This is a genomic window from Actinophytocola sp., from assembly GCF_036402745.1.
In the GTDB taxonomy this organism is placed as follows: Bacteria; Actinomycetota; Actinomycetes; order Mycobacteriales; family Pseudonocardiaceae; genus Actinophytocola.
The window spans coordinates 14069-35125 of record NZ_DASWSJ010000316.1; the positions used below are offsets into that span (position 1 = coordinate 14069).

Annotated in this window: 16 protein-coding genes; 8 read left to right on the forward strand and 8 right to left on the reverse strand. The window is 72.6% G+C overall.

What is annotated here, in order from left to right; translation table 11 throughout:
- Positions 1-31: 31 nt before the first annotated feature.
- The 5 genes from VGD70_RS29440 (at position 32) to VGD70_RS29460 (ending at position 7555) form a co-directional block, all read left to right on the forward strand.
- On the forward strand, positions 32-1636 hold the full coding sequence (locus VGD70_RS29440; protein ID WP_331087055.1) for a sugar ABC transporter ATP-binding protein: 1605 nt from the start codon (positions 32-34) through the stop codon (positions 1634-1636).
- Positions 1633-2631 (forward strand): ABC transporter permease, encoded by a 999-nt coding sequence (locus tag VGD70_RS29445; RefSeq protein WP_331087056.1) that lies wholly within the window; start codon positions 1633-1635, stop codon positions 2629-2631. Before VGD70_RS29440 ends, VGD70_RS29445 begins: the two co-directional genes overlap by 4 nt.
- A gap of 3 nt (positions 2632-2634) precedes the next feature.
- Positions 2635-3609, forward strand: a complete 975-nt coding sequence (locus tag VGD70_RS29450) for an ABC transporter substrate-binding protein (RefSeq protein WP_331087058.1) — start codon at positions 2635-2637, stop codon at positions 3607-3609.
- Positions 3610-3703: 94 nt separating this feature from the next.
- Complete coding sequence (locus VGD70_RS29455; protein WP_331087060.1) at positions 3704-7093, forward strand: glycosyl hydrolase family 95 catalytic domain-containing protein; 3390 nt, start codon at positions 3704-3706, stop codon at positions 7091-7093.
- A 123-nt stretch (positions 7094-7216) separates the two neighbouring features.
- On the forward strand, positions 7217-7555 hold the full coding sequence (locus VGD70_RS29460) for a TraR/DksA family transcriptional regulator (protein WP_331087062.1): 339 nt from the start codon (positions 7217-7219) through the stop codon (positions 7553-7555).
- A 1-nt stretch (position 7556) separates the two neighbouring features.
- Here VGD70_RS29460 and ligA read toward each other — a convergent pair whose 3' ends face one another.
- On the reverse strand, positions 7557-9590 hold the full coding sequence (gene ligA, locus VGD70_RS29465; protein ID WP_331087064.1) for an NAD-dependent DNA ligase LigA: 2034 nt from the start codon (positions 9588-9590) through the stop codon (positions 7557-7559).
- Between the two features lie 22 nt (positions 9591-9612).
- Positions 9613-9945 (reverse strand): DUF6235 family protein, encoded by a 333-nt coding sequence (locus VGD70_RS29470; RefSeq protein ID WP_331087065.1) that lies wholly within the window; start codon positions 9943-9945, stop codon positions 9613-9615.
- A gap of 84 nt (positions 9946-10029) precedes the next feature.
- On the opposite strand from VGD70_RS29470, the gene VGD70_RS29475 reads away from it, so the two are divergent.
- A complete protein-coding gene (locus tag VGD70_RS29475) occupies positions 10030-10803 on the forward strand; it encodes a TetR/AcrR family transcriptional regulator (RefSeq protein WP_331087067.1) in 774 nt (257 codons plus the stop codon).
- Between the two features lie 106 nt (positions 10804-10909).
- On the opposite strand, the gene VGD70_RS29480 is transcribed toward VGD70_RS29475, so the two are convergent.
- From VGD70_RS29480 to VGD70_RS29505, 6 genes are all read right to left on the reverse strand, one after another.
- Positions 10910-12064 carry a VWA domain-containing protein gene (locus VGD70_RS29480; protein WP_331087069.1) on the reverse strand — a complete coding sequence of 385 codons (1155 nt, stop codon included), beginning with the start codon at positions 12062-12064 and terminating at the stop codon, positions 10910-10912.
- 94 nt (positions 12065-12158) lie between these two features.
- Positions 12159-14339 (reverse strand): DUF5682 family protein, encoded by a 2181-nt coding sequence (locus VGD70_RS29485; RefSeq protein ID WP_331087071.1) that lies wholly within the window; start codon positions 14337-14339, stop codon positions 12159-12161.
- Complete coding sequence (locus VGD70_RS29490) at positions 14336-15415, reverse strand: ATP-binding protein (protein WP_331087083.1); 1080 nt, start codon at positions 15413-15415, stop codon at positions 14336-14338. The genes VGD70_RS29485 and VGD70_RS29490 overlap by 4 nt, the downstream gene beginning before the upstream one ends.
- A 5-nt stretch (positions 15416-15420) precedes the next feature.
- Positions 15421-16809, reverse strand: a complete 1389-nt coding sequence (locus VGD70_RS29495) for a DUF5691 domain-containing protein (protein ID WP_331087073.1) — start codon at positions 16807-16809, stop codon at positions 15421-15423.
- A complete protein-coding gene (locus VGD70_RS29500; protein ID WP_331087075.1) occupies positions 16806-18116 on the reverse strand; it encodes an SWIM zinc finger family protein in 1311 nt (436 codons plus the stop codon). The genes VGD70_RS29495 and VGD70_RS29500 overlap by 4 nt, the downstream gene beginning before the upstream one ends.
- A 38-nt stretch (positions 18117-18154) precedes the next feature.
- Positions 18155-18775, reverse strand: a complete 621-nt coding sequence (locus VGD70_RS29505; protein WP_331087077.1) for a hypothetical protein — start codon at positions 18773-18775, stop codon at positions 18155-18157.
- Positions 18776-18891: 116 nt separating this feature from the next.
- On the opposite strand from VGD70_RS29505, the gene VGD70_RS29510 reads away from it, so the two are divergent.
- Positions 18892-19569: an MOSC domain-containing protein gene (locus VGD70_RS29510; protein ID WP_331087079.1), complete on the forward strand. Its 678-nt coding sequence runs from the start codon at positions 18892-18894 to the stop codon at positions 19567-19569.
- A gap of 29 nt (positions 19570-19598) precedes the next feature.
- Positions 19599-20597: an ATP-dependent DNA ligase gene (locus tag VGD70_RS29515; RefSeq protein WP_331087081.1), complete on the forward strand. Its 999-nt coding sequence runs from the start codon at positions 19599-19601 to the stop codon at positions 20595-20597.
- The last annotated feature ends 460 nt before the right edge of the window (positions 20598-21057 follow it).

Sequence of the window (21057 nt, forward strand, 5' to 3'; positions counted from 1 at the left end):
ACCGACACCGGCGCGGTGGCAGGGGGGCGCGGTGTTGACCGCCGAACCCCAGGTCGCCACGCTGCCGCTGCTCGAGGTGGAAGGGGTCGACAAGACCTTCCCCGGCGTGCGGGCCCTGTCCGACATGCATCTGGAGCTACGCGCGGGCGAGGTGCTCGCGCTGGTCGGCGAGAACGGGGCCGGCAAGTCCACGCTGATGAAGCTGCTCTCCGGCATCTACACCGCCGACAGCGGCTCGTTCCTGCTCGACGGCGAGCCGCTGGAGATCACCGGGCCCAAGCAGGCGATGGAGCTCGGCATCAGCATCATTCACCAGGAGTTCAACCTGGTGCCGCACCTCACCGTGGCACAGAACATCTTCATCGGCCGCGAGCCGCGGCGGATGCGGGTGCTGCTCGACGAGCGCCGGCTCGTCCGCGATGCCCGCGAGCTGATCGAGCGGCTGCACCTGCCGCTGAACCCGAACGCCGTCGTCGGCGGCCTGACCGTCGCCAACCAGCAGATGGTGGAGATCGCCAAGGCCCTGTCGCGCGACCCCCGGGTGCTGATCATGGACGAGCCCACCGCGGCGCTGAACGACGCCGAGGTGGCAACTCTCCACGAATTGATCCGACGTTTCGTGAGGCCGGAGACCGGCGTCATCTACATCTCCCACCGCATGGAGGAGATCAAGCGGATCGCGGACCGGGTGACGGTCATCCGGGACGGCCAGTACGTCGACACCGTCGAGGTCGCCACCAGCAGTACCAGGGAGATCATCTCGATGATGGTCGGCCGCACCCTGGCCGACAGCGCGGGCCCCGCGGGCGTGCGGGAGGACCGCGAGGTGGTGCTCGAGGTCACCGGGCTGTCCACCAAGGCACTGCTCAAGGACGTCAGCTTCGACCTCCGCCAGGGCGAGATCCTCGGCTTCGCCGGGCTGATGGGCGCCGGCCGCACCGAGACCGCCCGCGCGATCGTCGGCGCCGACCCCACCGGCGCCGGCACGGTCCTGCTCCGCGGCCGGCCGGTGCGCATCGGCCACCCGGCCGACGCGGTCCGGCACGGCATCGGCTACCTGTCCGAGGACCGCAAGCGCTACGGGCTGCTGCTGGACAAGGACGTGAAGGCCAACGTCACGCTCGGCGCGCTGCGCGACAAGTTCGCCACCGCCGGGTTCATCAACGACCGGGCCGCGCGGGCCCAGGCCAGCGAGTACGTCGACGCGCTGAAGATCAAGACCCCGTCGGTGGACCAGACCACGAAGTTCCTCTCCGGCGGCAACCAGCAGAAGGTCGTCATCGCCAAGTGGCTGGTGCGCGACTGCGACATCCTGATCTTCGACGAGCCGACCCGCGGCATCGACGTGGGTGCCAAGGAGGAGATCTACCAGCTGCTCAACGAGCTGGCGGAACAGGGGAAGTCCATCATCATGATCTCCTCGGAGCTGCCCGAGGTGCTGCGCATGTCGCATCGGGTGGTGGTGATGAGCGAGGGCCGGGTGACCCGGATCCTCACCGCCGGGGAGGCGACGCAGGAGAGCATCATGCACTACGCCACGCTGCGGCCGGACGAGAACGTCGAGGACGCCGTGGAGCTCGGGCTCGACCCCGTCGACACCGGAGCGATCGACGCGGAACAGGAAGGTGTGTCGTGACTACCGTCAAGGCGCCGGCCCGGGAGTCGGTGAGCGGCGGGTTCGTCGCCGTGGCCAAGGGGCGCCTGCAGCAGCTGCTCGCGTTCGCGAGCCTCATCGTGATCTACGCGTTCTTCTCGTTCGCGAGCCCGTACTTCTTCACCTACGGCAACTTCACCGCGATCCTGTTCTCCACCGTGGTGATCGGGACGCTCGCGATCGGCACCACGTTCGTGATCATCACCGGCGGCATCGACCTGTCGATCGGTACCGGCATGGCGCTGTGCGCGGTGATGTCCGGCGTGTTCATCGTGCACCTGAACCTGCCGCTGGTCGTCGGGCTCGTCGCGACGGTCCTGTTCGGCGGGCTGATGGGGCTCGTCAACGGCATCAACATCGCGCTGCTGCGGATCCCGCCGTTCATCGCGACGCTCGCGATGATGCTGGTGGCCGAGGGCCTCGCGCTGGTGCTGTCGGGCAGCAAGCCGATCTACTTCAGCGACGAACCGTCCTACACCAAGATCTCCACCGGCTACCTCGTCCCGGGCGTGAAGTTCCCGAACGCGGTGGTGGTGCTGATCGTCGTGGCGGTCATCGCCGGGGTGCTGCTCGCGAAGACCGTGCTCGGCCGCTACACCTACTCGATCGGCAGCAACGAGGAGGCCACCGCGCTGTCGGGCATCGACGTGCGCAAGTGGAAGATCGCGATCTACGCGTTCGCGGGCCTGTTCATCGGCCTCGCCGGCATCATGATCTCCGCGCGGCTCGGGTCGGCCCAGCCGGCCACCGGCATGGGCTACGAGCTGCAGGCGATCGCCGCTGTCGTCATCGGCGGCACCTCGCTGTCCGGGGGCAAGGGGTCCATCGTCGGCACGCTCATCGGCGCGCTGATCATCTCCACGCTGAACAACGGCCTGCAGATCATCTCCATCCCACAGGAATGGCAGAACGTCATCCTCGGCTGCGTGATCCTCGTGGCCGTCTACACCGACATTCTCCGGAAGAAAGAGGCCTGATCAATGAAGATGCGCAAGGCCGGTGCGGTCCTCCTCGGGGCCGCCTTGACCTTCTCCCTCGCCGCGTGCGGCCAGGACGCCGGTTCCGGTGGCGGCGGCGGTGGCGGCGACCAGCCCTACATCGCGATCGTCTCCAAGGGTTTCCAGCACCAGTTCTGGCAGGCGGTCAAGAAGGGTGCCGAGGCGGAGGCCGCGAAGCAGGGCGCGCGGGTGACCTTCGTCGGCCCGCCGACCGAGAAGGATGTCGAGCAGCAGATCAACATGCTCACCAACGACATCGCCAAGTCGCCCCAGGCCATCGGGTTCGCCGCACTGGACAGCCAGGCCGCCGAGCCGCTGCTGCAGCAGGCGAAGTCGCAGAACATCCCGGTGATCGCGTTCGACTCCGGGGTCGACAGCCAGGTGCCGGTCACCACGGTCAGCACCGACAACAAGGCTGCCGCGGCCGAGGCCGCCAAGCACATGGCCGAGCTGGTCGGCAACAAGGGCAAGGTCGCGATGGTCGTGCACGACCAGACCAGCAAGTCCGGCACCGACCGCCGGGACGGCTTCAAGGAGTGGATGGCGGCGAACGCGCCCGGCATCACCGTGCTCCAGCCGCAGTACGGCGGCGGCGACCAGCTCGAGTCGGCCAACATCACCAAGTCGATCATCTCGGCGAACCCCGACCTCAAGGGCATCTACGCGTCCAACGAGGGCTCCGCGATCGGCGTCATCAAGGGCGTCGAGGAGAGCGGCAAGACCGGCCTGCAGCTGGTCGGCTTCGACTCCGGCAAGGCGCAGGTCGACGCGATCCGCGACGGCTCCATGGCCGGCGCGGTCACCCAGGACCCGGTGAACATGGGCAAGGAGCTCGTGATCGCCGCGATGAAGGCGATCAACGGCAAGGACCAGCCGAAGAGCATCGACACCGGCTTCAAGTGGTACGACAAGACCAATGTGGACGCCGCGGACATCAAGGCCGTCCTGTACGACTGAGCCGAGTTTCCTTTCCGACAACAGAAGAATCCCGCGCACGGAAATCTCCTTTCCGAGGCTTGTTCAACCCTGCGCTCATGACGAAGGAGTCGTGATGGCGAACAGACCCGTACTCGAGAGAGCAGCCCGGATCCTGGCGACCGCGGTGGTGGCAGCCGCCGCGGTCGCCGGCACCGCCGTGGTGGGCACCGCCGCGAGCCCGGCGGCCACCGGCGGCGGGCCCGGGGGCGAGCACCGGGGCGATCCCGGGCTGACCCTGTGGTACGACGAGCCCGCCACCGACTGGGAGTCCCAGTCGCTGCCGATCGGCAACGGCGCGATGGGCGCCAACGTCTTCGGCGGCCTGCAGACGGAGCTGTTGCAGTTCAACGAGAAGACCCTGTGGACCGGCGGGCCGGGCTCGCCCGGCTACGACTTCGGCAACTGGCACGCGCCGCGCCCGGGTGCGATCGAGGCCGTGCAGCAGCGGATCACCGCCGAGGGCCAGGTCGACCCGGAGTGGGTCGCTGGCCAGCTCGGCCAGCCCAAGACGGGCTTCGGCTCCTACCAGGTCTTCGGCGACCTCCGGCTGACCCAGCCGCAGGCGCCGGCCGACGTCACCGGCTACCGGCGTGACCTCGACATCTCCGACGCGACCGCCGGCGTCTCCTACACCTCCGGCGGCGTCGAGTACAGCCGCGAGTTCTTCGCCTCGGGCGCGGACCACGTGATCGTGGCCCGGCTCTCGGCGAGCCAGGCCGGCAAGGTCGGCTTCACCACCGCGGTCACCGCGCCGAACAACCGGTCGAAGACGGTGACCGCGAAGGACGGCCGGATCACCTTCGCCGGCGCGTTGAGCGACAACGGGATGCGCTTCGAGTCGCAGGTGCGGGTGCTCAACGAGGGTGGCACGCGCACCGACGACGCGGACGGCTCGGTGACCGTCAGCGGCGCCGACGCGGTGACGCTGGTCCTCGCCGCGGGGACCGACTACGCGGGCGCCTACCCGGCCTATCGCACCGGCAAGGACCCGCACGCCGTGGTCACCCAGCGGGTGGACCGGGCCGCGCGGCAGGGCTTCGGCCGGCTGCGATCGTCGCATGTGGACGACTACCACGAGCTGTTCGACCGGGTGAGCCTGGACATCGGCCAGCAGATGCCGAACGTCCCGACCGACGACCTGCTGCGGGCCTACCGCGACCCGGCCACCCCGGCCGCGCAGCGCAAGGCGCTGGAGGCGCTGTACTTCCAGTACGGCCGCTACCTGCTCATCGGCTCGTCGCGGCCGGGGTCGCTGCCGGCGAACCTGCAGGGCGTGTGGAACAACTCGACGTCGCCGCCGTGGGGCGCGGACTACCACGTCAACATCAACCTGCAGATGAACTACTGGCCGGCGGAGACGACGAACCTGTCGGAGACCACCGCACCGCTGTTCGACTACGTGGACGCGATGGTGCCCCCGGGCAAGGTGACCGCCAAGGACATGTTCGGCAACCGCGGGTGGATCGTGAACAACGAGACCAACCCGTTCGGCTTCACCGGCGTGCACAACTGGGCGACCTCGTTCTGGTTCCCCGAGTCCGGCGCGTGGCTCGCCCAGCACTACTACGAGCACTACCTGTTCACCCAGGACGAGAGGTTCCTGCGCGAGCGGGCGTACCCGATGCTCAAGTCGCTGTCCGAGTTCTGGATGGACGAGCTGGTGGCCGACCCGCGGGACGGCAAGCTCATCGTGACCCCGAGCTACTCGCCGGAGCAGGGCCCGTTCTCCGCGGGCGCGTCGATGTCCCAGGAGATCGTGTGGGACCTGTTCACGAACACCGTGGCGGCCGCGCGCAAGGTCGGGGACACGTCGTTCGCCGGGCAGGCACAGTCCACTCTGGACAAGCTGGACCCCGGGCTGCGGGTCGGCTCGTGGGGTCAGCTGCAGGAGTGGAAGCAGGACTGGGACGACCCGAACAACACCCACCGGCACGTGTCGCACCTGTTCGCCCTGCACCCGGGCCGGCAGATCAACCCGGTCGACGACCCGGCGCTGGTGGCGGCCGCGCGGACATCGCTGGAGGCCCGCGGCGACGGCGGTACCGGGTGGAGCAAGGCGTGGAAGATCAACTTCTGGGCGCGGCTGCTGGACGGGAACCACTCCCACCTGATGCTGTCCGAGCTGCTGAAGTCCAGCACGCTCGACAACCTGTGGGACACCCACCCGCCGTTCCAGATCGACGGCAACTTCGGCGCCACCGCCGGGGTGGCGGAGATGCTGCTGCAGAGCCAGAACGGGGTCGTCGACGTGTTGCCGGCCCTGCCGGACCTCTGGGCCGCCGGGTCGGTCGAGGGCCTGCGGGCGCGCGGTGACGTGACCGTGGACGTCGACTGGACGGGCGGCACGCCGACCCGGATTTCGCTGGAGGCCGGGCGGTCCGGGCCGCTGACCGTGTCGTCGGACCTGTTCGCGGGCCGGTACGAGGTGGTCGACTCGCGCGGCAAGGCGGTGCGGGTCACCAGGTCCGGGGACAGGATCACCATCAACGCCTCGCGCGGGCAGCGGTACGTCGTGAAGGCGCTGGCGGCGGTGTCGGTCTCGGCGCCGGAGAACGTCGTGGCGTCGACGCCGTTCGACGTCGACGTGACCGTGTCGGCGCGCGGGCGGACGCTGCCCGCGGGGGACCTGGCGCTGTCGTTGCCGGCCGGGTGGACGGCGACGCCTGCCGCGCGGCCGGTGCCGGCGATCCAGTCTGGACGGTCGCGGACGTACCGGTTCTCGGTCACGGCGGTCACCGGGCAGGCGGAGTTCGAGCCGATCCGCGCGGTGCTCACCGGGGACGGCTGGCGGCACACCGGGTCCACCGGGGTGTCGATCGAGCCGGCGCCGCCGTGCGCGCTGCCGCCCCCCGGTCCGCTGGTGGCCTGGGACCCCGTCTCCGGGTCCACTGTGGACGATCTGTCCCCGGCCGGCCGGGACGCGACCATCCAGGGCACGGCGGCCTACGACCCGTCGGCGCCGACGGGCAGCGGGGCCGTGCTGGACGGCCAGTCCTACCTGCGGACGGCACCGACGACGCTGGGCTTCCTCCGCCAGGCGACGTTCGCGACGGAGGTGAAGGTGTCGGGCTCGGGCTACCGGCGGCTGTTCGACTGGCAGCTCAGCGGTGACCCGGGCACGGACGGCGTGCTGATCGACCTGACGCCGTCGAACCAGGTGCGGTTCATCGGCTCGGGCACGGGCACGACGACGTCGGCGGTGGTGCCGGCCGGCCGCTGGGTGGACGTGGTGGTCACGATGACCGACGCGGGCGAGCTGACCGTCTACCTGGACGGCGTCCGGGCCGCGACGGCCACCGTCCCCGACGACGGCATCAACGGCTGCGCCAACCGCGAGCTGCGCTTCGGCGCGGACCAGGGTGGCGGGCAGCGGCTGACGGGTGCGGTGGACCGGACGGCGATCCTGCCGGTGGCGCTGAGTGCCGCGGAGGTGCCGAACTGGCGTGCCCACGCGTTCGGCTGAGTCCTGAGCTCTGCCCGGCCTGGCGGCGCACTGTCTCGAGTGGACAGTGCGCCGTCCGCCGGTTCGCGGGTCTCGCCCGCGGGTACGCTTCTGATCCGTCGATGCGCTGTTGGGTGGTGGGACATGGGTGCGGCTGAGCAGGTAGCCGTGCGGCGCGCGGAGACGGTGGCGCTGGCGGCGTCGCTCTCCGCGCGACTGGCCGCGATCATCGAGTCGTCGGCGTGGTCGAGCAACGACGACGAGCACGACCCGGAGGGCGCGACGGTGGCGTTCGAGCGTGCCCAGCTGGCCGGGTTGCTGGAACGCGCGGAGGACGAGCTGCGCGGCCTGGACGCGGCCGCCGACCGGCTGGCCGCGGGAACCTACGGCCGTTGCGAACGGTGCGGCGGCCCGATAGCGGAGGAACGCCTGGCAGCCCTGCCGGCGGCGACGAGATGCATCCGCTGCGCGGACCGCCGGTGAGTCAGGAGTGCTCGGCCAGCAGGGCGGCGAACTCCTCCGCCGGCATCGTCCGGATGCCCAGGTCTGCCGCTTTCGTCGCCTTCGAGCCTGCGCCCTCGCCCACCACGACCAGGTCCGTCTTCGCCGAGACCGAGCCCGACGACTTGCCCCCCAGCCGCTCCACGGCCTCGTTGCCCTCGGTTCGGCTCAGGCCCGGGACCGCGCCCGTCACCACCACGCGCATCGGGGTGCCGTCCGGGCGTTGCAGGGGCAGCGAGTCCACCACCTCGACCGGCTCGGTCGTGTTGACGTCGCGGGCCATCAGCTTCTCGATCACCGGGCGGTAGTCGCCGAGCTCGGCCGCGATCGTCACCGCGCGTTCGGGGCCGACGCCCTCCACGCGCTGCAGGTCGTCGACCGAGGCGTCGAGGAGCGCGGTCATCGTGCCGAAGTGCCGGGCCAGCCTGCGGCACATCGCCCGGCCGGCCATGCGCATGCCGAGACCGGTCAGCACCTTCGACAGCGGGCGGGACTTCGAGGCCTGGATGCTCGCCACCAGCTTGCCGGCCGACACCTCGCCCAGCCGGTCCAGCCGCACGAGCGTCGGCACGTCGAGGTCGTACAGGTCCGCGGGGTCGGTGACCAGCTCCGCCGCGACGAGCTGGTCGATGATCTTGTCGCCAAGGTGCTCGATGTCCATGCCGTCGCGGGTCGCGAAGTACGCCAGCGTCTGGCGCGCGCCGCACACCCGGCCCTGGACACACCGCCACCGCTTCTGCGACCTGTCGATCTCCCCGCCGCAGCGCGGGCACACCGCCGGCGGCTCGAACGGGACCGACGACTCCGGGCGCTGGTCCAGCGCGGCACCGGTGATCTCCGGAATGACGTCCCCGGCCCGGCGCACGAACACCGTGTCGCCGACGCGAACGTTGCGCCGCACCAGGTCGCCGAAGTTGTGCAGGGTCGCCGAGACCACCGTGACACCACTGATGACCACCGGCTCGAGCACGGCGACCGGGGTGATCACGCCGGTCCGGCCGACCTGGACGTCGATGCCGAGCAGCGTCGTCGTCCGGGTGTCGACCGGGAACTTGTACGAGATGCCCCAGCGCGGCGCCCGGCTGGACGAGCCGGCGTCGGCGCGGTCGGCCGGTGCGTCGGCCTTGGTCACCGCGCCGTCGACGCCGAAGCCCAGCCCGCCGCGCGACGCCACGAGCGCGTCGACGGCGGCCATGACCTCGTCGACGGACCCGCACAGCGTCATCGCCGTCGTGGCCACGCCCAGCCGGGCCAGCTCGGCCATCGCCGCCGAGTGGGACAGCGGGCCCAGCCCGGTGACCGCGTAGGCCAGGAACGACAGCGGCGCCGCGTACACCCGCTGGTCGGCCCGCAGCGTCCCCGCGGCCGCCGAGCGCGGGTGCGCGAACGCCGGCTCGCCGTGCCCGACGCGTAGCTCGTTGGCCGCCGCGAAGTCGGTCTCCGTCATGAAGACCTCGCCGCGCACCTCGACCGTCACGGGCGAGGCCAGCGTGGTGGGCAGGCCCGCCGCGCGCCGCGCGATCCGGGTGACGTTCTCGCCGGAGACCCCGTCGCCGCGGGTGGCGACCAGGGTGAGCCGGCCGTCGACGTAGCGGGCGGCGATCGCGAGGCCGTCGATCTTCGGCTCGACCGTGTAGCCCGCGGCGGGCCGGCCGAGCAGCTTGTCCAGCCGGGCCGCCCACTTGCGCAGGCCGTCCTCGCCGAACACGTTGTCCAGGCCCAGCATCGGCGCGCTGTGCACGACGTCGCCGCCGATCGGGACACCGGCCGCCACCGTCTCGGTGGGCGAGCCGGCGACCTGCCAGTCCGGGTGCGCGGTCTCCGTGGCGGCGACCCGCGCGAGCAGCGCGTCGTAGGTCGCGTCGTCCATCAGCAGGTCGGCGCCCTGGTAGTACGTCACCGCCGCCGCGCGGATCTCGGCGACGGCCGCGGCGTAGTCCTCGAGCGTGCCGAACGGCGCCGCCAGCGCCGGGTCTACGACGGGGGAGGCGGCGTCGAGGTCCGTGGTGTCGACCATGGCCTGCACGGTACGGCGGGGCTCAGCTCTCGCGCCAGCGTCCGCGGCGCAGCTCCGGCACGCCCGCGCACGGGCCGATGTAGACGACGCCGAAGGAGTCGGAGCAGTGGATGCGGATCTTCAGCGCCAGATCGTCCTTCACGATGGCGTACAGCTCGCTCGGGCGCTGGAAGTCGTCGACGATCCGGTACCGGCGGAACAGCGAGCCGTCCAGCATCGCGAACAACGCCGCGTAGATCGCGTTCTTCCTGGCCTGGGTAGCGGTCGAGGCCCAGTCCTCCAGAACCTCGAGGCCGGTCGCCATGCGGAACCGCGCTCCGGGGATCGTGCCGCCACACTCAGTGGGCTCGTTCATGACCTTTTCGCCTATCACCAGGGAAACTTATTCCATAACACTGTTCTACTACCTACGATAGACCCGTTATGTAACACTGTCAAGGTGAGTCCGAGGCGCCGTGACCCGGCAACCCGTGTCGAGCTGATCCAGATCGCCGCCCGCCTCCTCGACGAGGAGGGGCCGGACGCGATGTCGACCCGGCGGATCGCGACCGAGGCCGGGTCCTCGACGATGGCCGTCTACACCCACTTCGGGAACATGAGCGGGCTGGTGCGCGAGATCGTGCACGAGGGCTTCGCCCGCCTGCAGCGCGGCTTCGACCGCATCGCCTGGTCCGACGACCCGGTCGCCGACCTCGCGTTGTTCGGCCGCGTCTACCGGCACACCGCGGTGGCCAACGCGCACCTGTACGCGGTGATGTTCGGCGGCCTGTCCCTGGCCGGCTTCCAGCTCACCGAGGAGGACCGCCAGCACGGCCGGTACACGATGACCCGGGTGGTCGAGTGCGCGGCGCGGTGCATCGCCGCGGGGCGGTTCACCGCCACCGACGAGGTGCTGGCCGCGCACCACATGTGGCTCGCCACGCACGGGCTGGTCAACCTCGAGCTCGGTGACTACCTGGTCGATCCGTGCGACGCGGACCGGTGCTTCGAGACCCAGCTGGTGACCCTGATGATCGGCGAGGGCGACGCGGCGGACAAGGCGGCCGGGTCGGTGCGCCGCTCGGCCGAGCGGTTCGCCGCCCAGGTGGCGGGCGACGGTGTCGACGCTGCCGACGCTGCCGACGAGGGGGCCGTGGACGGGCCGCAGTCGTCGGCGGTTCAGCGGAACCTGGTCACGAACAGCTCGGCTCGACCGGCGAAGCCGGCGCGCTGAGGAGAACCCAGGTGAAGGTGGGCAGCCACCGGTGGGAGTCGCGGATGATCGGCAGGCACCGGCGGTCGGCTGGAGTCTTTGCGGACTCCGCCATCCGCGCGTGCGCTCACTCCTGCGGCGCGGCCAGCTGGATGCCCTGGTTGCCGGCCCAGGTCGTGAGGTCGTCGCGCTGGATGGCGGCGGCGATCAGGTCCGGGAACTGGTCCGGCGTGCACGCGAACGTGGGGATGCCGAGCGCGGCGAGGGCCGCGGCGTTGTCGTGGTCGTAGGCGGGCGCGCCGTCGTCGGACAGCGCCAGCAGGCACACCACCTGCATGTCGCTCGCGACCATGGCCTGCGCGCGGCGCAGCATCTCGTCGTTGTCGCCGCCCTCGTAGAGGTCGCTGATGAGCACGAAGATCGTGTCGCGCGGGTTGTCGATCCTGGTCTGGCAGTAGGCGAGCGCGGAGTTGATGTCCGTGCCGCCGCCGAGCTGCACGCCGAACAGCAGCTCCACCGGGTCGGTCACCAGGTCGGTGAGGTCGACGACGGCCGTGTCGAACGCGACGATCTGGGTGCGCAGCGACCGCACCGACGCGAGCACCGCGCCGAACACCCCCGCGTACACCACCGACGACGCCATCGAGCCGCTCTGGTCCAGGCACAGCACGATCTCCCGGCTCACCTGCGGGAGCCGCCGGCCGTAGCCGACCAGCCGCTCGGGGATGACCGTGTGGTGCGCGGGCTGGTAGTGCTTGAGGTTGGCGAGGATCGTGCGGTTCCAGTCGATGTCGGCGGCGCGCGGCCGGCTGGTCCGCCCGGCCCGGTGCAGTGCGCCGCTCACCGCCTGCCGGGTGGGCTGGGCGAGCCTGCGCTCCAGCTCGTCGACCACCTGGCGCACCACGGCCCGCGCGGTCTCGCGCGAGCGTTCGGGGATGGCGTGGTTGAGGCTCAGCAGCGTGCCCACCAGGTGCACGTCCGGCTGGACGGCGTCGAGCAGCTCGGGCTCGAGCAGCAGCTGGCGCAGGCCCAGCCGGTCCATCGCGTCGCGCTGCATCACCTGCACGACCGAGGCGGGGAAGTAGCCGCGGATGTCGCCGAGCCAGCGCGCCACCCGCGGCGACGACCCGCCGAGCCCGCCGCGCTTCTTCTCCGCGCCGTACAAGGCATCCAGCGTGCCGTCGCGCTTGAGGTCCACTCCGGACAGCTCGGTGCCGGTCCCGTCGGCGTCGTCGCCACCGAGGATCAACCGCCACCGCCGCAGCCGCTCACTCTGTGACATTGATTCGCTCGCAAGCTCGCTCATGACGACCCCTCGCAGGCTCGGTGCCGCCGCTCGCGGTCGCCCTGTGACACTGATTCGCTCGCAAGCTCGCTCATGCCGGGCTCCCCAGGATCTCCAGCAGCTTCGGCAGGACCCGGGCCGCGCGGTCGGGGTCGACCTCGACGTCCGCGGTGGCGACCGTGCCGCCCGCGCCCCGGTCGATCCGGCCCACCTGCACCCCGATGCCCCGCCGCTCGGCCGCGGCGAAGTCGGCGAACGTCCGGCGCAGCAACGGGAGCAGGTGGTCGAACACCTCGCCGTCCACCCCGGTGGCCCACCGGTCGACGACCGCGAGCAGCTCCGGCTCGTGGATCAGCAGCGCCGCCTCGCCGGACAGGAACCCGTCGAGCCAGCCCGCCGCCTGGACCGCGTCGGCCGCGAGCGACAGCCGCAGCGACAGCCGCCGGCCCGCCTCGGTGACGTCGATCAGCGCGGCGTCGAGCAGCAGCCGGGTGGCGCGGCCGGACACCAGGCCGTGCACCCCCGGCTGCTCGGCCACCACCCCCAGCGCCCGCTGCCACTCCGCGCGCAGCTCCGGCTGGTCCAGCAGCGCGATGCCGCGCTGCACCCCGTCGACCAGCTCGCGCACCTCGGCCGCGGCGTCGTCGTCCAGCGCGGCGCAAGCGGCCGGCAGCCCGACCGCGACCCGGGTGACCACGCCGGCGAGCACCCGCTGCACCAGCTCGGTGTCGGCACGCCGCACGTTGCCGTAGCGGCGCACCCGGGCCATCGGCTCGACGGCGGCCATCAGTCGGGTGGTGTCGTGCTGGCGCGCGGCCCGTTCGTCCAAAGCGGACAGCACGGTGGCGAGCGCGACCGGCAGGTCGGCGACGAGCGTGGTCTCCACCAGCTCGGCGAGCACCGCGACGTCCGCGTCGGCCGCGCGCTGGCCCACCACCGACGTGGCCGCCTGCTCGATGGTGCTGCCGTGACCGCTCGCCTCGATGAGCGCCACCTCCAGCTCCGGGCGCCACTCGAGCACCCACGACTCGCGGAACGTGCCGCGGGTCCGCGCGATCTCCGCCGGCCGGCCCCATGGCACGTCGAGCAGCAGCAACCGGTGGAAGAGCTTGCTGCGCCCGAGGTGTGACTCGGTCCGCAGGTCCAGCTCGAGCGTCTGCTCGGCCGCGCTCCGCTTGAGCCGCAGGCGTTTCCGGTTCGCCTCGAGGTCGCGGGCCAGCGGCACCATCGGGGTGTCGGCCGGCACGTGGCCCAGGATGTCGCCGACCAGCAGCTTGCGCGCGACCAGCCGCATCGGCACCGGCGAGCCGCCGCTCAGCACGGCCTGCGCGGACTCCATCACCTCGGCGAGCCCGGGCAGCGGCCGGCCGCGCAGCCCGGCCAGCGCGTGCGCCAGCCGGACCGCCTCGATGACCGCCGCCGACGACACGTCGTGCTGCTCGCCACGCAGCAGCCGGGCCACCCGCACGAGCCAGCGGGTGACGACCTCGTCGGGCGCGGTGAACAGGTGGTGGTACCAGCCGGGGGAGTCGATGCCCGCGCCGTACCCGCTGGCCCTGGCCAGCCGGGTGGACGTCCACGGCACCCAGGTGGCCGCGACCTTGGTGCTGGGTAAGCCTTTCAGCAACGTTGTGTCCGAGGTGGCCGTCGGGAAGTCCGCGGGCACCAGGACCGGTGCGTGCCAGGCCCCGCACACCACCGCGATCGTGCCCGGCTCGGTGCGCCGCGCGGCCCGCAGCACCCGGCGCATCGCGGCCTCGCGCCGCCGGGTGCCCAGGTCGATGTCCTGGTCCTCGCGGAGCGTCCGCATCGCCTCGAGCACCGCGTCGAACACCTCGAGCCCGTGGTAGCGCAGCTCGATCGCGTCCTCCCACCAGCGCTCGGGGTCGTCGTAGCCCGCGGCCTCGGCGAGCGTGGCGATGGGGTCGAACCGGTCGGCGCCCCGGTCCTCGTCGAGCACGAGCGCGTTGGCGGCGGGCAGGTCGAGGAACCGCGCCGGCCGCTGGTGCTCGACGGCCCAGCGCAACGCCACCCACTCCGGGGAGAACACGGCCATCGGGTAGAACGCCGCGGTGGCCGGGTCGTCGACGGCGTAGGTGAGCCCGGCGACCGGCGGCCGCATGTCGGCCGCGGCCACGAGCGGCGCGACCGGGTCAAGCTCCGGCGGGCCCTCGATCAGCACGAGCGCCGGCGCCAGCTCGTCCAGCGCGGCGCGGACCGCGCGAGCCGAGCCGGGCCCGTGGTGCCGGATCCCGAGGATGTGGGTACTCACATCAGCTCTCGGCACGCCCGGTACAGGTCGGCCCACGGCTTGCGTTCCCGCACAACGGCTTCCAGGTACTCCTGCCAGACCAGCCGGTCGGCCACCGGGTCCTTGACGACCGCGCCGTGCAGCCCCGCGGCCACGTCGTCCGCGCGGACCACGCCGTCGCCGAAGTGCGCGGCGAGCGCGATGCCGTTGGTCATCACGGAGATCGCCTCCGCGGTGGACAGCGTGCCGGACGGCGACTTGATCTTGGTGCGGCCGTCGGCGGTGACCCCGTCGCGCAGCTCGCGGAACACCGTGACGACGCGGCGGATCTCGTCGACCGCCTCCAGCTCGGCCGGCAGCCGCAGCGTCTCGCCGAGCTGGCCGACCCGCAGCCGGACGATCTCGACCTCGGACTCGACGTCGTCCGGCAGCGGCAGCACGACGACGTTGAACCGGCGCTTGAGCGCGGCGGACAGGTCGTTGACGCCGCGGTCGCGGTCGTTGGCGGTGGCGATGACGTTGAACCCGCCCAGCGCCTGGACCTCGTCGTCCAGCTCGGGGATGGGCAGGGACTTCTCGCTGAGCACGGTGATGAGCGCGTCCTGCACGTCGGACGGGATGCGGGTGAGCTCCTCGATGCGGGCGATGCCGCCGGTCTGCATGGCCCGCAGCACGGGGCTCGCGACGAGCGCGGCGCGCGACGGGCCCTCCGACAGCAGCCGGGCGTAGTTCCAGCCGTAGCGGATGGCCTCCTCGGGCGTGCCGCTGGTGCCCTGGACGAGCTGGGTGGAGTCGCCGGAGACGGCGGCGGTGAGGTGTTCGGACAGCCACGTCTTGGCGGTGCCGGGGACGCCGAGGAGCAGCAGCGCGCGGTCGGTGGCGAGGGTGGCGATGGCGACCTCGATGAGCCGGCGCGAGCCGAGGTACTTCGGGGTGATCGGCATGCCGTCCGCGGTCTCGCCGCCGAGGACGTAGGTGGCGACGGCCCAGGGGGACAGCCGCCAGTTGGGCGGCCGGGGCCGGTCGTCGGCCTTGGCGAGGGCGGCCAGCTCGTCGGCGTGCTCGTGCTCGGCGTGCTGGCGCAGTACCTCGGTCACTTCGGTCACGTGAGCTCCTGCTGGATGGTCTGCCGGATGGTGAGCGCGTTGGCGAGGCCGCGCAGGGTGCGCCGGCGGGCGCGCTTGTCCTCGGGGGTTCTGGTGAGCCAGTCCTCGAGACCCGGGAGCGCGGCGGGGTGCAGGTGCTCGGCCATGGTCTGGAACGCGAGCGTGAGGACGCCGTCGGTCTTGGGGGTCTGGAGCAGCTGGACGACGATGATGGAGAAGTCGGCGGGCCACGGTCCGGGGCACGCGGCCAGCAGCCCGGCGAACCGCGCGTCCACGGTGAGCTGCCGGGCGACGATCTCCGTCGCGGTCTCCGGGGGCAGCGCGGCCAGCGTCTCGGGCGTGGGGTTGGCCTCGGCGAGCGCGCGGAGCCAGTCCTGGTTCCGTTGCCGCAGCGCCGCTTTGGTCCAGCCGGTGACCAGCTCGGGGGAGGCGTGCCGGATCGACGTGGTGGGGGGCAGCGGCGCGGCGCCGACGATCTGGATGAGCCAGGACGCGCGCAGCCCGTACCCGTGCTCGCGCCGGTCGGCGATGCCGTCCCGGCGGGCCGCGGCGTCGGGCTCGGTGGGCAGCTCGCCCGGCGCGGGCACGCGGGCGGCCATGCGGGCCGCGCGGCGCGAGTGGGGCAGCCGGTCGAGCAGCGCGGCGGCGGCCGCGCGGACGGTGGCCGCCCTGTCGTCCAAAGTGGACTCGAGGAACGGCTCGTCCGCGTCGGACAGGCCGACGGCGAGCGCGTCGACCAGGCCGGCACGGGTGGCGGCCTGCTCGCCCGCCCAGGTGGCCTCGACCAGGGCCCGCCCGGCGGCCGGGTCCGTGCGCCGGACGGCGGCCAGCAGCGCGGCCCGCTCGGTGCGGGTGGCGGTGGCGAACCGCTCGCCGAGGTCGCCGGTGTCCGGCGGGACGGCCCAGGCCCAGCGCCGGTTGCGGCCGGCGAGCCAGGCCCCGCGCGGCCCGGCGACCGTGGCGACGGCGCCGCGCAGGTCGGGCGTGGTGGTGGCGAGCTGCAGGAGGGTGACCAGCACCCGGGCGGGCGGGCGCCGGCCCGCGGCGGCGCAGGCGTGCAGCCACTGCTTGGTGAGCAGCTCGTTGCCGCCGTCGATGCGGACGTTGCGGTCGAGGAGCAGCTCGAGCACCTGGGTGGCGGTGGCGGAGCACTCCGGCCGCGGGTCGGCCTCGGCCGGCGGCGCGGGCTCGCCCCGCCAGCCGGGCGGCACCCAGCCCGCGCGCCGGTAGGCCCCGAGCACGGCGGCGGAGGCGAGCACGGTGGCCTCGGGCCCGTCGGCCTCGATGGCGGCGGCGTCGACGACCCCGGCGAGCGCGTCGGCAGGGACGGCCCGGCGGCCGGTGCCCACCATGGCGGTGCTGAGTAAGGAGTCCCAGTCGCTCACAACGACACCAGCTGGCCGTCGGCGGCGAGGCTGCGCGGGTGGAGGCTGTCGTCGTACCACTCGCCGAACAGGTCGACCCGGTGCCCGCCGGACAGCGCGAGCAGCGGCCACAGGTCGGTGTCGGGGGCCAGCGCGAGCGCGGTGCCGTCCACGTCCACCAGCGCCGCGCGCTCGTCACCCGGAACGACGGTGACCGCGCCGAGCGACATCGGGATCCGGCTCAGCCACGGGTTCGCCGCCTGCCACCCGGCGGCCAGGTCCAGCGCCCCCAGCACGGTGCTCGGCGCGGGGAAGCCGGACCCCGTGGTGATCACCGGCTCGTCGGCCAGCAGCGCCCGGCGCGGCGGCGACCCCGGGTACAGGGCGAGCTCGCCCTCGAGGACCGAGCCCAGCACGTGCGGCACCCGCAGCGCCCCGCCCGCCGCCGCGAAGTCCAGCAGCACCGCCACCTCGCCGGTGTCCTCGCCGTAGAGCCAGGTCCGCTGGGACAGGAGCCGCTCGTCCTCCTCCTGGCTGAGCCCGACCACCCACCACCGGTCCCGCAGCCGCTCGCCGGCCAGCACCTCCTCCGACCGCCGCGACCAGCCCAGCACCGCGCGCAGGTCCCCCATCGTGGCCGGCGACAGGGACGCCCGCCGCCGCCACGCCCGCACCGCCAGGTACCACCGGCCGAGCTGCGCCAGCAGGTGCGGCGCCCAGTCGGACCGGACGTGGACCGCGCTGCCCATCGTGCGCACCCGCTCGGCGAGGCCCGGCACCTGGGCGTCGACCAGCCGCGCGGCCGCCGCGTCCCAGAACCCCGGCGGCTGCCGGCGCACCCCGGCGAGCCCCTGGCGTACCAGGTCGAACAGCCAGCGCTCGAACTCGTCGAGCCCGGCGGTCATCAGGCTCTCCCGCTCGGCCACCCGCTTGGCCTGCGCCTCCGGGTCGGGCGCCGAGCCCGTCGCGCGGGCGGCCTGCCGCGCCTCGCGGTCGGCCCGGTCGTGCGCCCACGCGGCGGCGAAGTCGGCCGCGGCGTCGAGATCGGCGACCGCCCCGTCGTTGGCCGACCACATCAGCAGCAGCGCCAGCCCGTGCTTGCACGGGAACTTGCGGCTGGGGCACGTGCACCGGAACGCGGGCCCGTTGAGGTCGACCGTGACCTGGTAGGGCTCCCGCGCGCTGCCCTGGCACCTGCCCCACACCAGCGACTCGTTGCTGCCCAACGCCGACCAGGTGCGCGGCCGGGCCAGCGCGCGGGCGGCCTTGGCGGCGCCGCTGTCCGGGGCGAGCCCGAGCACCCGCCCCACCGTCCACCGCGAGCCCACGCCACCTGCCTCTGAGAAGGATCAACCGAACGTCAACCCTAGCTCGCGGCACCGACAGGAACCCGCCCGACGACCGCGTTCTCCCGGGCCATGACGGTCAGCGCGACGCACAGCGCCAGCCCGCCGGCCACCATCAGCGCGGTGAGCTGCGTGCCGATCGCGACCGCGCCCACGAAGAACAGCGCCGCCGGCCACACCGCCACCCGCCCGCGCACCGCCAGCAGCACGACCAGCAGCGACGTCGCGGCCAGGTGCAGTGCCGGGATCGCGCCGTAGAAGAACGTGTCGAAGCCCGGGATGTCGTGGTAGCGGCCGGAGATCGCCGACATGTCCGCCCGGCTGCCCGCCTCGAAGCCGACGAGCAGGTCGACCACCAGCTGGCCGATCATCGCGACCAGGCCCACCGCACCCACCGCACCCAGGACGTGCACCGCGCCGCGCTCGAGTGGCGAGCGGGCGCCGTCGCGGCCCCACGACCACAGCCTGAACAGCACGAACCCGAACGCCACGTTGCCGACGACGTAGGCGAGGTGCGCGGCCGTCCACAGCGGGAGCGCCACGCCCCAGTCGAGGTCGGGGTTGGGCTTCCAGCCGAACTTCATGCCGAGGACACCGAGGAGCAGGAACCCGGGCGCGATCACGAAGGACTTGTTTCTCATGCCCGGAACGATCTCCGCGCGCGGCGCCCGCCACATCCGGGGAAGTCCCGCGACCGTCCCCCTAAGGGCCGGAAATCGCCTGGTGGCCGGCCGGCGTCCGGCCTAGCGTGGCGGACGTGGCCGTTGTGCAGTCCGTGAACGTCGGCGTGCCGCGGGAGAACCCGTGGAAGACCGTGCCGCTCACCGGGATCGACAAGCGGCCGGTCGGCGGGCCGGTCGCGGTGACCGCCCCCGGGCCGAAGGGCACCGGCGCGGTCGGCCTCGCCGGCGACCGGGCCTACGACGTCGCCCACCACGGCGGCGCCGACCAGGCCGTCTACGCCTACGCCCGGGAGGAGCTCGACGCCTGGGCGGCCCGGCTCGGCCGGCCGCTGGCCGGCGGCGTGTTCGGGGAGAACCTCACCACCCGCGGCCTCGACGTCGACGGGGCGCTGATCGGCGAGCGCTGGCGGGTCGGGCCGGACCTGCTGCTGGAGGTGTCCTGCCCACGCATCCCGTGTGACACGTTCCGCGGCTGGATCGCCGAGCGCGGCTGGCTGGCCACGTTCACCGAGGTGGCCCGGCCGGGTGCGTACCTGCGGGTGCTCGAGCCCGGCGAGATCCGCGCCGGCGACCCGGTCGTGGTGACGGACCGGCCGGCGCACGACGTCACCGTCTCGCTCGCGTTCCGCGCGCTGACCAGGGAGCCCGCGCTGCTGCCCCGGCTGCTGGCGGCCGACGCGCTGCCGGCCGAGGACCTCGCGCGGGTCCGCCGCAGGCTGGCGGGAGTTGACCAAGCCCGTCCCGCACGGTGAGGTGGGCGGGTGGCTGAGCGGAGCGAACCATGAACGCTGCCAAGAAGAGTGCCGAGTCGCTGGACGGCGTCCCCCTGACCAACCTCGACGCGCCACTGTTCGACGGCGCCGACGCCACCAAGCGCGACCTGGTGAGCTACCTCGACGCGGTCAGCGAGCGGATCCTGCCGGGCCTGCGCGACCGGCCGCTGTCGGTGATGCGGGTGCGGCCGGGGCAGGCGCCGTTCATGCAGAAGAACGTCCCCAAGTACACCCCGGACTGGGTCGCCACGATGGCGATGTGGGCCGAGGCGTCGCACCGCGAGGTGCGCTACGCGCTGTGCGACGACCGCCGCACGCTCATCTGGTTCGCCAACCAGCGGGCCGTCGAGTACCACGCGACGCTGTTTCGCGCGTCCTCGATGCCGCACCCGGCCCACCTGGTGCTCGACCTCGACCCGCCCGAGGAGGCCGGCGCCGGCACCGCGGGCTTCCGGCACGCGATGGATGCGGCCAAGCTGGTCCGCCAGGCGCTGGCCGACCTCGGCCTCACCGGCGCGCTGAAGACCAGCGGGGCCAAGGGCGTGCACGTGTTCGTCCCGGTCGAGGAGACGACCGAGCCGGACGACGCGGCGGCGGCCACGCGTGCCATCGCCGCCCGCGCCGCCCGGCTCGACCCGGACATCGCCACGACCGCCTACATCAAGGCCGACCGCGACGACAAGGTCTTCGTCGACTCGACCCGGGCGCACGGGGCGACCGTGATCGCCGCGTACAGCCCGCGGCTGCGGCCCGGCGTGCCGGTGTCGTTCCCGGTCGCCTGGGAGGACGCGGACGACGTGGTGCCCCGCGACTTCACCATCCGCAACGCCGCGGGCCTGCTCGGCGACCGCGACCCGTGGGCCGCCGCGCTGCCCGAGCCGCAGCCGCTGCCCGCCGACCTGGTGGCCGAGGGGCACGAGATCCCGGTCGCCCGCGTGGTCGCCATGCACGAGGGCAAGCGCCGCAAGCGGGCGGCCGAGAAGGCTAGTCCGCCTCCCCGGGATTAAAAGTGTGCGTTCTAGTCCGCCTCCCCGGGATTTAAAGTGTGCGTTGCGTTCCGGCGAGTGGTGTGGGTGTCGGGGTGGGTGGTGGCTGGGTGTCGTCACGGTCCCCTGAGGTTCCGGTGGTCGCGCAGGACGTCACATGATCTACGAGACAGGTCTTTGCCGACCTAGCACCTCACGGTGCTCCGGCGTGCCGGATTGGTCCGGTCCAGGAGGGACGGTCAGTACGTCCTCTATGGCGCACGGAGGCGGCGATGCCGTCGCCGATCAGCAAGTTGCATCACACACCGATCACTGACCGTTACCACCCGGAAGTGTAACGAATCGGCATCACCGCTTGTCACGGCGTTCTGCGTTCCACAGTGGACGGTCGTACCCTGACTACTGTCCGCAGCAGATCCAGGACCGGTCGTAGACACGTCCCACCCCTTCTGGTTACATGGCCGCGTTGCCGTCCGCAGTC